This is a genomic window from Streptomyces sp. NPDC111628 (genome assembly GCF_055635195.1).
In genome coordinates this window covers 1,545,275-1,558,492 of the sequence record NZ_JBVKBZ010000001.1, presented here as the reverse complement: position 1 = coordinate 1,558,492, position 13,218 = coordinate 1,545,275, and the positions used below count along the sequence as shown (strand labels likewise).

The 13,218-nt window shown below is 71.5% G+C and carries 8 protein-coding genes; 2 read left to right on the top strand and 6 right to left on the bottom strand.

The window, feature by feature from the left end; genetic code table 11:
• Window positions 1-22: 22 nt before the first annotated feature.
• The 3 genes from ACZ7MF_RS07505 to nsdA form a co-directional block, all read right to left on the bottom strand.
• A complete protein-coding gene (locus ACZ7MF_RS07505) occupies window positions 23-361 on the bottom strand; it encodes a P-II family nitrogen regulator (protein WP_003973409.1) in 339 nt (112 codons plus the stop codon).
• Window positions 358-1,704, bottom strand: coding sequence for an ammonium transporter (locus ACZ7MF_RS07500; protein WP_471475044.1), 1,347 nt, complete (start codon window positions 1,702-1,704; stop codon window positions 358-360). The genes ACZ7MF_RS07505 and ACZ7MF_RS07500 overlap by 4 nt, the downstream gene beginning before the upstream one ends.
• Before the next feature lie 316 nt (window positions 1,705-2,020).
• Window positions 2,021-3,523 (bottom strand): transcriptional repressor NsdA, encoded by a 1,503-nt coding sequence (gene nsdA / locus ACZ7MF_RS07495; protein ID WP_471475043.1) that lies wholly within the window; start codon window positions 3,521-3,523, stop codon window positions 2,021-2,023.
• Between the two features lie 446 nt (window positions 3,524-3,969).
• On the opposite strand from nsdA, the gene ACZ7MF_RS07490 reads away from it, so the two are divergent.
• Window positions 3,970-4,641 carry a bifunctional DNA primase/polymerase gene (locus tag ACZ7MF_RS07490; RefSeq protein ID WP_471475041.1) on the top strand — a complete coding sequence of 224 codons (672 nt, stop codon included), beginning with the start codon at window positions 3,970-3,972 and terminating at the stop codon, window positions 4,639-4,641.
• A 319-nt stretch (window positions 4,642-4,960) separates the two neighbouring features.
• Here ACZ7MF_RS07490 and ftsY read toward each other — a convergent pair whose 3' ends face one another.
• Window positions 4,961-6,169, bottom strand: a complete 1,209-nt coding sequence (gene ftsY / locus ACZ7MF_RS07485; protein WP_134112190.1) for a signal recognition particle-docking protein FtsY — start codon at window positions 6,167-6,169, stop codon at window positions 4,961-4,963.
• 184 nt (window positions 6,170-6,353) lie between these two features.
• On the opposite strand from ftsY, the gene ACZ7MF_RS07480 reads away from it, so the two are divergent.
• On the top strand, window positions 6,354-7,811 hold the full coding sequence (locus ACZ7MF_RS07480) for a cytosine permease (protein WP_471475040.1): 1,458 nt from the start codon (window positions 6,354-6,356) through the stop codon (window positions 7,809-7,811).
• Window positions 7,812-7,935: 124 nt separating this feature from the next.
• On the opposite strand, the gene ACZ7MF_RS07475 is transcribed toward ACZ7MF_RS07480, so the two are convergent.
• The gene (locus tag ACZ7MF_RS07475) at window positions 7,936-9,354 is read right to left on the bottom strand and encodes a sugar porter family MFS transporter (protein ID WP_356862612.1); all 1,419 of its coding nucleotides are present in this window, start codon (window positions 9,352-9,354) and stop codon (window positions 7,936-7,938) included.
• A gap of 187 nt (window positions 9,355-9,541) precedes the next feature.
• Window positions 9,542-13,102, bottom strand: a complete 3,561-nt coding sequence (smc, locus tag ACZ7MF_RS07470) for a chromosome segregation protein SMC (protein WP_471475038.1) — start codon at window positions 13,100-13,102, stop codon at window positions 9,542-9,544.
• Window positions 13,103-13,218 lie beyond the last annotated feature (116 nt).

Genomic DNA, 13,218 nt, shown 5'->3' with positions numbered 1-13,218 from the left:
TTCGGAGCTGGCCCAGAGCTGCTCAGAGCGCGTCGGGTCCGCGCTCGCCGGTCCTGACCCGGACGGCCGTGTCGACCGGGACCGCCCAGACCTTGCCGTCGCCGATCTTGCCGGTGCGGGCCGCCTTGACGACGACGTCGATCAGCTGCTCGGCGTCGTCGTCCTCGACCAGGACCTCGATGCGGATCTTGGGCACGAGGTCGACGGTGTACTCGGCACCCCGGTAGACCTCGGTGTGTCCGCGCTGGCGGCCGTAGCCGCTGGCCTCGGTGACGGTCAGGCCGTGGACCCCGAAGGCCTGGAGGGCCTCCTTGATCTCGTCGAGCCGGTGCGGCTTGACGACGGCGGTGATGAGCTTCATGCGTCCACCTTCTTGCTCGGGGCCGACGCTGCCGTGGAGGCGGCCGGCGTGGCGCTCGTCCGGGCGGCACCGCCGCCGGCGCCGCTGAAGTCGTATGCGGTCTCGGCGTGCTCGGCCTGGTCGATGCCGGCCACCTCGACGTCCTCCGGCACCCGCATGCCGATCGTCTTGTCCAGCAGGAAGGCGAGGACCGCGGAGACGGCCAGGGAGTAGGCGAGGACGCCGAAGACGCCCGCGCACTGCTTCCAGAACTGGTCGAGGCCGCCGCCGTAGAAGAGGCCCTGGACGTCGGACTGGCCCTTGCCGCTGGCGAAGAAGCCGATGAGCAGCGAGCCGAGGATGCCGCCGACGAGGTGGACGCCGACCACGTCGAGGGAGTCGTCGTAGCCGAACCTGTACTTCAGGCCGACGGCCATGGCGCACACCACGCCGGCGATGAGGCCGACGGCGATCGCGCCGAGCGGGGAGACGGCGCCGCCCGCCGGGGTGATGGCGACCAGGCCGGAGACGGCGCCGGAGGCCGCGCCGAGGGTGGTGAAGGCGCCGTGCCGGATCTTCTCGTAGGCGAGCCAGCCGAGGATCGCGGCGCCGGTGGCGACCTGGGTGTTGACGAACATCAGCGCGCCGACGCCGTCGTCGTTGCCGAGCCACGACCCGGCGTTGAAGCCGAACCAGCCGAACCAGAGCAGGCCGGCGCCGAGCATGACCAGCGGGAGGCTGTGCGGGCGCATCGGGTCCTTCTTGAAGCCGACCCGCTTGCCGATGACCAGGATCACGCCGAGCGCGGCGGCACCGGCGTTGATGTGCACGGCCGTACCGCCGGCGAAGTCGATGACACCCAGTTCGAAGGCCCAGCCGCCCGCGCCCCACACCCAGTGGGCGACGGGGAAGTAGACGATCGTGGCCCACAGCGCGATGAAGAGTGCCCAGGCGGTGAACTTCACGCGGTCCGCGAGGGCGCCGCTGATCAGGGCGGGGGTGAGGACGGCGAACATCAGCTGGAAGACCAGGAAGACGAAGACGGGGATCGTGTAGCCGTCCCACAGCTCGGTCAGGCCGATGTTGCTCAGGCCCACCCAGTCGGAGTTCCAGCCGACGACGCTGCCGGAGTCGGTGCCGAACGCCATGGAGAAGCCGTACAGCACCCACAGGACGGTGACGATGCCGAGGCTGATGAAGCTCATCATCAGCATGTTCAGGGTGCTCTTGACGCGGACCATGCCTCCGTAGAAGAAGGCCAGGGCCGGCGTCATGAGCATCACCAGGGCGGAGCAGATGAGCATGAAGCCCGTGTTGGCGGCAGAGAGCTGTGTCTCTGCGGCGAGCGTGATGGCTGGAGCCATCGGCGTCTCCTCGTCGTCGGTGCGGCCCCGTGCGGGCGAAGCCTGGGCGGGCAGTGAGGGGTGGGCCGGTTATGCGCCATGAGATTGGCGCAGCGCGGTTTCGGTGGACGCCCCTCGTTGTTTCGCCGCCGTGACGAAGGCGCTGTGCGTGTTACGCGTGGGTGAACGGCCGGGTGCGGGCCCGGGCGGTCGCCGCTGTACGGGGCGGTCCGCGCCGGGACAGAGACCGGCCGCGGCGGGCCTCCGAATGACCTGGCATGGGGGAGCCGAGTCGGGCAGTTCGGGAGGGCCGGCCGCGGCCGGGGCTGGTGGGGGTTCAGACCGCTTCGGCGGTCTCCGGCAACTCGACGGCGAGCCGTTCGGTCAGGTCGACGACCTCACCGAGGTCGCCGAAATCGCGTACGGCCGTGTCGACGGTCTTGCGGATGCGGGTGTTGACGCGTTCGGAGCGGACCTTCTTGGCGATGCCCATGGCCTCCATGGCCAGGACGGTGCTCTCCTCGGGTTCGCGGCGCAGCAGGTGCACGGTGGCCATGCCGATCAGGTTCAGCGCGTAGGAGCGCTGGTGTTCCTCGTCCTTGGCGAACAGCTCCACGGCCTTGCGCATCAGGGGGTCGGCGAGGGAGGCGTAGGCGGGACTGCGGCCGGCCACGTAGGCGAGGTCGCGGAAGGAGTGGCTGTTCTCCCCGTACAGCTCGGCCTCGGAGAAGAAGCGGATCCAGTCGGGGTCCGGCTCGTCCCACTCGTCGGCCTCGGCGAAGATGTCCTCCGCCATGCGCACCGCGCGCTTGGTGCGGCCGGGCTGGCCCATGTTGGCGTAGGCGCGCGCCTCCATCGCGTACAGCATCGACTGGGTGCGGGGGCTGGCGCAGTCCCGGCTGCCGTACTGGGCGAGGTGGATCAGCTCGAGGGCGTCGTCGGGCCGGCCGAGGTGGATCATCTGGCGGCTCATGCTGGAGAGGACGTACGAGCCGAGCGGCCGGTCCCCGGCCTCCTTGGCGGCGTGCAGGGCGAGCACGAAGTACTTCTGGGCGGTGGGCTGGAGCCCCACGTCGTACGACATCCAGCCGGCCAGCTCGGCCAGCTCGGCGGCGACCTTGAAGAGCTTGGCGCGGGTGGTCTCGGTCTGGGGTTCCTGGAGCAGGTCGGTGACCTCGTGCAGCTGGCCGACCACGGCCTTGCGGCGCAGACCGCCGCCGCACTGGGCGTCCCAGCGGCGGAACATCACGGCGGTGGACTCCAGCAGGTCCAGCTCCGGCCTGGACAGGCGGCCACGCGCGCGGGCGGCGGGTGTCGCGGACTCGGGTCCGGCCGCCGGCGGGGTGGCGGAGGGCGTGGGGACGAGCCAGCGCTGCATGGGTTCGATGAGGGACGGGCCCGCGGAGAGGGCCAGCGAGCTACCGAGGAAGCCGCGCCGCGCCAGCATGAGGTCGCTGCGCGAGAACTCGCTGAGCAGGGCCACGGTCTGCGGGCCCGTCCAGGGGAGGTCGACGCCGGTCGCGGAGGGCGTGGGGCGGGTGGAACGCAGGCCCAGGTCCTCGACGGAGACGACGACGCCGAAACGCTCGGAGAACAGCTCGGACAGGATGCGCGGGATCGGCTCGCGCGGATTCTCCCCGTCGAGCCAGCGGCGCACGCGTGAGGTGTCGGTGGAGATGTGGTTGGCGCCCAACTGGCGGGCCCGGCGGTTGACCTGGCGGGCCAGCTCGCCCTTGGACCAGCCGCTGCGGGCGAACCAGGAGGTGAGCAGCTCGTTCGGGCGCTTGTCGGCGTGCGCCGCGCTCGCCGCGCTCGTACCGCTTCCGCCGTTGCCACTCACTGGAACGCCCCCATCCCTGAGACCACCTGTCGCCGAGTGCGCCAAGCCCTATCAGAATGCCGGTGGTTACGGCCCTCCGTCCGGTGGTTGGCACCCTTCGAACGGAAAGCCGGGTTGCCTCCGGCATACCCACAAGTGCATGTGCCCCAAGGCTCCATGCACACAAAGTAGTCCTACGATCACTCGTCCAGCCATGGCGATTGCGGAATCGCCACCATTCGCCACCCCTTCGAATGAACTCGCGGTGGCCGGGACGCGATTCACTTGACATAGGCCAACCGGGAGTCGGTGCAACGGTGCACACCGGGGCGTGCGCCGCCGGACGCACCACCCCGGAGTGCTTCCGGACGCTGTCTGAACGGCGCCGGGCTGGGGAGTTGGAAGCAGAGAGTCACGTTTCACGTCCGCTGCGTAACCGCCGCTGCGTCGGACCCGTTGGAGGGGGCATGGGCTTCACGATCGGCATCGGCAGCAGTCGGGGCATGCGCGAGATCCGGTCCGGGGCGCGGCGCCGCGGCCGCGCCGCGGAGTGCACTGTCGTGGCCGAGTTCACCGGGCTGTGGGGCTGGGACGTGGTGCCGGGCGCCCGGACCGCCCAGGGTGCCTGCTCGTGCGGCCTGCCCGACTGTCCGGCGCCGGGCGCGCACCCCCTGGACTTCGCGCCCCGGGTGCCCGCCGGGGCGACCCTGGACGAGGCGAGTGAGGCCTGGGCCCGGTTCCCCGGGGCCGCGGTGATGCTGGCGGTCGGGGGGACCTTCGACGTGATCGAGGTGGCCGAGCCGGCCGGGCTGCGGGCGCTGGCCCGGCTGGAGCGCATGGGCGTCCCGCTCGGGCCGGTCGCGGCCACCCCGCAGGGCCGCGCCCAGTTCTTCGTCGCTCCGGGCGCCGCGGCCGAGCTGTCGCGGTTGCTGTACCGGATGGGCTGGGACGATCCGTCCGCCCTCGACCTGCGCGGCCTCGGCCCCGGCACGTACCTCACGGCACCGCCCTCCGACCGCGGCGGCCGGGGCCCGGTGCGCTGGCTGCGCCCTCCGGCCCTCGACTCGGCGACGAAGCCCCCGGCAGCACGGCTGCTCCTGGGCACGCTGGCCTACGTGGCCCACCGATCCCGGGCGTAGGCCTCCGCCCTCCTGAGACATCCGCCTCGCTCGTAGGCGCCGACCCCGTCCACACCCCGCGTCGCGGGTCCTGGCGCCCGCCACTCGGCGGACAACGGGCGGCGGCACAACCCGCCACACGCCCCGGCGGAGACAAGCCGCCCCTCCCCCGCACGGCTGCCGTCCCGCGGGCGGGCGCCAACATCCGCCCGCGCGACGGCCCTCGGCGGTCGCCCGCCGCCCGTCACCGCTCCCTCGGCAACGGCGAAGCGCCCGTCTCCCGGTTCGGGAGGCGGGCGCTTCTCGCGTGTCTGCGGGCGCGGGGCGCCGGCAGGCGACGTCACTCGCCGATGAGGGCGTCCACGAAGGCCGCGGGCTCGAACGGCGCCAGGTCGTCCGCGCCCTCTCCGAGTCCGATCAGCTTGACCGGCACGCCCAGCTCACGCTGGACGGCGACCACGATGCCGCCCTTGGCCGTGCCGTCCAGCTTGGTCAGCACGATGCCGGTGATGTTCACGACCTCGGCGAAGACCCGGGCCTGGATCAGACCGTTCTGGCCGGTGGTGGCGTCGAGCACGAGCAGCACCTCGTCCAGCGGGGCGTGCTTCTCCACGACGCGCTTGACCTTGCCCAGCTCGTCCATGAGGCCGGTCTTGGTGTGCAGGCGGCCGGCGGTGTCGATGAGCACGACGTCCGAGCCCATCTCCTTGCCCTCCTTGACCGCGTCGAAGGCGACGGAGGCAGGGTCGCCGCCCTCGGGCCCGCGCACGGTGTGGGCGCCAACCCGCTCGCCCCAGGTCTGGAGCTGGTCCGCGGCGGCGGCGCGGAAGGTGTCGGCGGCGCCGAGGACGACGCTGCGGCCGTCGGCCACCAGGACGCGGGCGAGCTTGCCCGTGGTGGTGGTCTTGCCGGTGCCGTTCACACCGACGACCATCACGATGCCGGGCTTGCTCGTGGCGGGCTCGGTCTTGACCTCGCGGTCCATGTCGGGGCCGACCAGGGTGATCAGCTCCTCGCGCAGCAGGGTGCGCAGCTCCTCCGGCGTGCGGGTGCCGAGGACCTTCACCCGTTCGCGGAGCCGCTCGACCAGCTCCTGGGTGGGCTGCACGCCGACGTCGGCGGTGAGGAGCGTGTCCTCGATCTCCTCCCAGGTGTCGTCGTCGAGGTGCTCCCGGGACAGCAGGGTCAGCAGACCCTTGCCGAGGGCGTTCTGCGAGCGGGAGAGGCGGGCACGGAGCCGGACCAGTCGGCCGGCGGTGGGCTCGGGAACCTCGATCTGCGGGATCTCGAGCTCTTCGACGACGGGCGGCTCCTCGACGGTGGCGGTGCCGCCGTCCGGGAGGTCGACCTCCTCTATCGTCCGGCGCGTTTCGTCGCGCGGCGTCTCGGCCTCGTCGCCGACGTGCGGCTCGGCCGGAGGGGCGGTGATGTCGGGCGTGGCGGGGGGCGGCTCGGGCAGCTGCTTCTTGCGGCGGCTGCCGACGACCAGCCCGCCGAGCGCGCCGATCACGACCACGGCGATGACTACAGCAAGGATGACGATTTCCATAACGGGACCAGTATGCGTGACCCCCGGCACGGCCCCCCGCTATCGGTCGCTTGTGGTTTCCACCAAAGGACAAAGGCCCCTGGAGGGAACGAGTCGGAGCAAAGTACGATGGAGAAGGCCGCGTCAACGCGCGTAGAGTCCCGACCGCCCCCTCTCCCCCACGATCGAGGCACGGACCCCCCACATGAGCAAGACCGCCGAGAACGAAGGCGCCCTGGAAACCCGCGGTATCGAGCAGGTGCCCGACCACGAGCGCACCGCCCGGACCCGCGAGCTGTTCCCGACCTGGGTCGGCGCCAACATCAGCGTGCTGCTGCTCACGATGGGCGCGAGCCTCGTCGTGGCGTACCGGCTCAACTTCTGGCAGGCCCTGGTCGTCGCGGGGGCCGCGCCGGTCGTGTCGTACGGCCTGGTCGGGCTGATCGGTATCGCCGGCAAGCGGGGCGGCGCTCCCGGGATGGCGCTGTCCCGTGCCGTGTTCGGGCAGCGGGGCAATCTGCTGCCGGGTTCGCTGATCTGGGTGGCCCGCTGGGGCTGGGAGACGATCAACGCGGTGACCGGTGCCTATGCCGTGCTCACGGTCCTGGACATCGTGTTCGGCATTCGCGCCAACAGCGTCCTGGACATGGTGACGCTGCTCGCCTTCGTGGTGGCGACGTTCGCGATCTCGGGGCTCGGCATCAACGCCGTGCAGAAGTGCAACAAGTACGCGGCGTACCTCTTCGGCGCCTTCTCGGTGCTGGTGCTGGGCTACCTGGTGGTCGACACCGACTGGTCCGCGGTGTTCGACCGGTCCGCCGGTTCGGTGGCCGCGATGATCACGGGTGTGGGTCTGATCGCGGCGGGCGGCGTCAGCTGGATCCCGTCCGCGCCGGACTTCACCCGGTACCTGCCGCGCACGGCCTCCTCGAAGGGGATCGTGGGGGTCACGGTCGGCGGTGCGGGCATCGTCGTACTGCCGATGGTGCTGATGGGCGCGGTCATGGCGGTCTCCACGCCGGACCTGGCCTCGGCCGCCGACCCGGTCTCCTTCCTGGGCGAGATCCTGCCGACCTGGATCGCGGTGCCGTACCTGCTGATCGCGCTGATCGGCATGCTGCTGATCAACTCGATGTCGATGTACTCGGCCGGGTTCACCGCGCAGACCCTGGGCTTCAAGGTCCCGCGGCACTGGGCGGTCTCGGTCAACGCCGTGATCTCGCTGGTCTTCGGCGGCGTGCTGATGCTGGTGGCGACCAGCTTCATGGGGTCCTTCATCGCGTTCCTGTCGCTGCTCGCGGTCGCCTTCTCCGCCTGGGTCGGCGTGTTCGGCGCGGACATGCTGCGCGGCCGGGAGTACGACGGCGAGGCCCTGGCCGACACCGGCCGCACCAGCGCCTACTGGTACCGCGGCGGCTTCTCCCCCGCAGCCGTCGTCGCCTGGGCGGTGGGCCTGGCCGCCGGTCTGATGTTCACCACGTCCGACTGGTTCACCGGCCCCCTCGCCACGAACAACTTCGTCGGTGAGTACGGGCTGGGCTGGGTGGCCACGGTCGTGATCTCCGCCTTGCTGTACGCGGTGCTGCCGAAGCCGGCGCTGATCGTCCCGGAAGCGCGCACGGAGCGGGCCGAGCGGCCCGAGGCCGAGACCGTGACCGTCTGACGTACACCGAGCCGCGGCACACCGCCGCCCCGCCCGGAGAGTGACCGGGCGGGGCGGCGGACGGTACGGGGAGAGGGGCAGCGGGGACTTGGCCCTCCTCCCCGGCTTCGGGGAGGGGCGGGGGTCAGCCCATCTCCTCCAGGGCCTTGCCCTTGGTCTCCTTCACGAACTTCAGCACGAAGGGGATGGAGAGGGCGGCGAAGATCGTGTAGATCACGTAGGTGCCGGAGAGGTTCCAGTCGGCCAGTGACGGGAAGCTCGCGGTGATGGCCCAGTTGGCGATCCACTGTGCGGAGGCGGCCACGCCCAGGGCGGCGGCACGGATCCGGTTGGGGAACATCTCGCCGAGGAAGACCCAGACGACCACACCCCACGACAGGGCGAAGAAGAGGACGAAGAGGTGGGCGGCGATCAGGGCGACCCAGCCCTGGGTGGCCGGGAGCTTGCCGTCGACGAGGTCGAAGGAGAAGGCCCAGGCCTCCAGCGCCAGCCCGATCACCATGCCGACGGAGCCGATCAGGGCGAGCGGCTTGCGGCCGATGCGGTCCACGAAGATCATCGCGATCACGGTGCCGATGATGTTGATGATCGACGTCGTGAACGAGTAGAAGAACGAGTCGGCGGGGTTGACGCCGACCGACTGCCACAGCGTCGAGGAGTAGTAGAACGCGACGTTGATGCCGACGAACTGCTGGAAGACCGACAGGCCGATACCGACCCAGACGATCGGCTTGAAGAAGAAGCTGCCGCCGAGGAGGTCCTTGAAGGAGGACTTCTCCTCGCTGTGCATGGCGTGCTCGATCTCGGTGACGCGGGCGTCGAAGTCCACGTCCTTGCCCTCGACCTCTTCGAGGATCTTCTTGGCGCGCTCGTGCTTGCCCACCGAGATCAGGAACCGGGGGGACTCGGGGATGGCGAAGGAGAGCAGGCCGTACAGGACGGCCGGGATCACCATGACGCCGAGCATGACCTGCCAGGCCTCAAGGCCCATCAGCTCGCCGCGCTGGTCACCGCCGGCCGCGTTCAGCAGACCCCAGTTGACCAGCTGCGACACGGCGATGCCGATGACGATCGCGGCCTGCTGGAAGGAGCCGAGCCGGCCGCGGTAGGCGGGCGGGGAGACCTCGGCGATGTAGGCGGGGCCGATCACCGAGGCCATGCCGATGGCGAAGCCGCCGATGACGCGCCACATGGCGAGGTCCCACAGCGCGAAGGGCAGTGCGGAGCCGACGGCGCTGACGGTGAAGAGGACCGCCGCGATCTGCATGCAGCGGATACGGCCGATGCGGTCGGCGATGCGGCCCGCGGTCGCGGCACCGATGGCGCAGCCGATCAGAGCCACGGCGATGACCTGGGCCAGCACCGCGGAGCCGACGTCGTAGCGGTCCCGGATGGCCTCGACGGCGCCGTTGATCACGGAACTGTCGTAGCCGAACAGGAAACCGCCCATCGCGGCCGCCGCCGCGATGAAGATGACGTGCCCGAGATGATCGGGGTGAGCCGTCCTGGCTCCTGGACTGGGTGCCTGCGATGTGCTGGCCACGTGTACTCCTCGGGCTACCGGCAACGCTGCCGGGGCGGTTCACCCTTCGAGGCACCGGCGAAGGAACCTGAAGGTAAAAGCAACGTTGCAGAGACTATGCCTTCAAGTATCGAAGTCAATAGGGCGACAGCTATGACTTTCAGGGGTGTCGAAGTGGTTATGTGTTCAAGTCTTGAAGGACAAGTGTTCAGGACTGACGCAGCCGCTGACTGATGACCTTCGACACACCGTCGCCCTGCATGGACACGCCGTAGAGCGCGTCGGCGACCTCCATCGTGCGCTTCTGGTGCGTGATGACGATCAGCTGCGAGGCCTCCTGCAGCTCCTGCATGATCCGGATCAGCCGTTGCAGGTTGGTGTCGTCGAGCGCCGCCTCGACCTCGTCCATCACGTAGAACGGGCTCGGCCGGGCCTTGAAGATCGACACCAGCATCGCCACCGCGGTCAGCGAGCGCTCCCCGCCGGAGAGCAGCGACAGCCGCTTGACCTTCTTGCCCGGGGGCCGGGCCTCGACGTCCACGCCGGTGGTGAGCATGTTGTCGGGGTCGGTCAGGATCAGCCGCCCCTCACCGCCCGGGAAGAGCCGGCTGAAGACGCCCTCGAACTCCCGGGCGGTGTCCCGGAAGGCCTCGGTGAAGACCTGCTCGACGCGCTCGTCGACCTCCTTGACGACCTGGAGCAGGTCGGCGCGGGTCTTCTTCAGGTCCTCCAGCTGCTCGCTGAGGAACTGGTGCCGTTCCTCCAGCGCCGCGAACTCCTCCAGCGCCAGCGGGTTGACCTTGCCGAGCTGCTGGTAGGCGCGCTCGGCGGCCTTCAGCCGTTTCTCCTGCTCGGCGCGGACGAAGGGCCGGGGGCGGTTGCGCGGGTGGTCCGGGTCCTCCGGGAGCACCTCACCGTCGGCGGGGGGCGAGGGCGGCACCTCTTGATGGGGGCCGTACTCGGCCGCGAGCCCCGCCGGTTCCACACCGAGTTCCTCCAGCGCCTTGGTCTCCAGCTGCTCGATGCGCAGCCGCTTCTCGGCGCCGAGTACCTCGCCCCGGTGAACTGAATCCGTCAGCTTGTCCAGCTCCGCCTTGAGGTCGCGCCCGGCGGTGCGCGCGGCGGTCAGTTCCTGCTCGCGCCGGGCCTTGGCCGCCTCGGCGAGGGTGCGCTCCTCGTCGGCGCGGGTCAGCGAGACCTCGACGTGGGCGAGCAGCTGCCGGGCGCCGGCGGCGACCGCCTCGGCGACGGCCGCCTCGTGCCGCAGCCTGGCCCGCCGCTGCTCGGCACGCGCGCGTGCCTCGCGTTCGGCGCGGGCGGCCCGGTCCAGGGAGTCGGCCCGTCCGGCCAGTCCCTTGACCCGCTCCTCGTGCGTACGGACCTGGAGGCGGGCCTCCATCTCGGTCTGGCGGGCGTTGGCACCGTCGGCGGCGAGCCGGTCGCGGGCGGCGGTGTCGGGCTCCTCCTCCACCGGCATCTCCTCGGCGACGGCCAGCCGCTCCGCCAGTTCCTCGACCTCCATGAGCGCCTTGTCCAGCGCCTCCTGCGCCCGCTCGGCCGCGGCGGCGGACCGTCCCGCCTCACCGGCCGCGCCCCGTGCCTGACCCGCGAGCCGGCCCAGCTGCTGGGCGACGGACGACTTCTCGCGGTCGGCGGCCCGGCGCCGCTCCCCCAGCTCCTCGACGAGCGCGGCGCACTCCCGGCGCCGTACGACGGCCGCGTCCTGCGCACCGGCCAGTTCCTCGCACCGCACGCCCAGCTCCGCCAGCTCGGCGGCGGCCTGGTCCACGGACGCCTGCACCTCCAGGAGGCTGGGCGCCCCGGCGGAACCGCCCTGCGCGAAGTGGGCGCCCAGCAGGTCCCCCTCGGCGGTGACGGCGGTCAGCCCGGGGCGGGCGTAGACGAGATCCTCGGCGTCCTCCAGGGTGGCGACGACGACGATCCCCCGCAGCAGCCGCCGTACGGCGGGCATCAGGTCGGCGGGTCCGTGCACCAGGTCGGCGGCGTGCGGCGGTCCGTCGCCGCGCGTCTCCTGGGCTACGTCGTCGGGGGCGCCGGCGAGCAGCAGGGCGGCCCGGCCCGCGTCCTGCTTGCGCAGCAGGCGGATGGCGTCGGCGGCGGCCGCGGGCGAGGTCACCGCGAGGGCGTCGGCGGCGGCACCGAAGGCGGTGGCCAGGGCGGCCTCGTGGCCGGGCGTCACGGTGAGGAGTCCGGCGGCGGGGCCGAGCAGTCCGGTGAGGCGGTCCTTGGCGGCGAGCAGCGCTCCGGTGCCGTCCTTGCGGCGCAGGCCCAGGGCGAGTGCCTCGTGCCGGGCCTGCGTGGCGGCGCGCTCGCGTTCCGCCGCGGTGGCCGCCTCACGCGCGGTGCTCAGCGCGGCCTCCGCCTCGGTCAGCACCCGCCTGGCCACGTCGTGCCGCTCGGCGAGTTCCTGGTCGCCGGCGTCGAGCCCGTCGACCTCGGCCTGGAGCGCCTCGTACTCCTCCTGCGCCGCGGCAGCGCGTTCCCCGGACTCGTCCCGCGCCTCGGCCAGCCGCTCGATCTCGGCCTGGGCGGCGGCGGCACGGGAGCGGGCGGCACCGACCTGGCCGCCGAGCCGGGCGAGGTTCTCGCGGCGGTCGGCGATGGCACGGGCGGCGTCCTTCAGGCGGCGCTCCTCCATGGCCAGTTCGCGTTCGAGGTCGGCGCGGTGGGCGGCCGTGTCCTCCAGGGCGTGTTCGGCCGCCTCCAGGGCCGCTTCGAGTTCGGCCTCCTGCTCGCGGACGCGGGCGGCCTCGCGCTCCAGTTCCTCCGGGTCGCGGCCCCGGCGTTCCTCGGGCGGCGCGGAGGTGGCGCTCTTCACCCGCGCGTCGGCCAGCGAGATGGTGCCGCGCACCCGTTCGGCGAGCTGGGACAGCTCGTACCAGGTCTGCTGGGCGCGCTGGAGGCGCGGGGTGAGCCGGCGCACCTCGTCCTCCAGGTCCGCCTCGCGGCGCAGCGCCTTGCCCAGCTCCTGTTCGGCGCTCTCCTTGCGTTCCTTGAGCGCGGCCTCGTCGGCGACCTCGGCCTGGAGTGCCTCGCGCATCCGTACGAGGTCGTCGGCGAGGAGCCGGAGCCTGGCGTCCCGGAGGTCGGCCTGGATGACGGCGGCCCTGCGCGCGACGGCGGCCTGCCGGCCGAGGGGCTTGAGCTGGCGCCGCAGCTCGTCGGTGAGGTCCTGCACGCGCGCGAGGTTGGCCTGCATCGCGTCCAGTTTCCTGAGCGCCTTCTCCTTGCGCTTGCGGTGCTTGAGGACGCCGGCGGCCTCCTCGATGAAGGCCCGGCGTCCCATCGGGTCGGCGTGCAGGACGGAGTCGAGCTGGCCCTGGCCGACGATGACGTGCATCTCGCGGCCGATGCCGGAGTCGGAGAGCAGCTCCTGGATGTCGAGGAGGCGGCAGGTGTCGCCGTTGATCTGGTACTCGCTGCCGCCGTTGCGGAACATGATCCGCGTGATGGTGACCTCGGCGTACTCGATGGGAAGGGCCCCGTCGGAGTTGTCGATGGTCAGCGACACCTCGGCCCGGCCGAGCGGCGGGCGGCCGGTGGTGCCGGCGAAGATGACGTCCTCCATCTTGCCGCCGCGCAGCGACTTGGCGCCCTGTTCGCCCATGACCCAGCTGAGCGCGTCGACGACGTTGGACTTGCCCGAGCCGTTGGGGCCGACGACACAGGTGATGCCGGGCTCGAACCGGAGCGTGGTCGCCGAGGCGAACGACTTGAACCCGCGGAGGGTCAGGGCCTTCAGGTGCACGCCGTCGGACTCTACCTTTCGGGTCTGTCTCACTCCACGAACCGGTGAACCGACGCGGTTTCACCGGTGAACGTGCAGGGCACATCAGACGTTGAAGAGGGTGAAAGGTTGCGCGG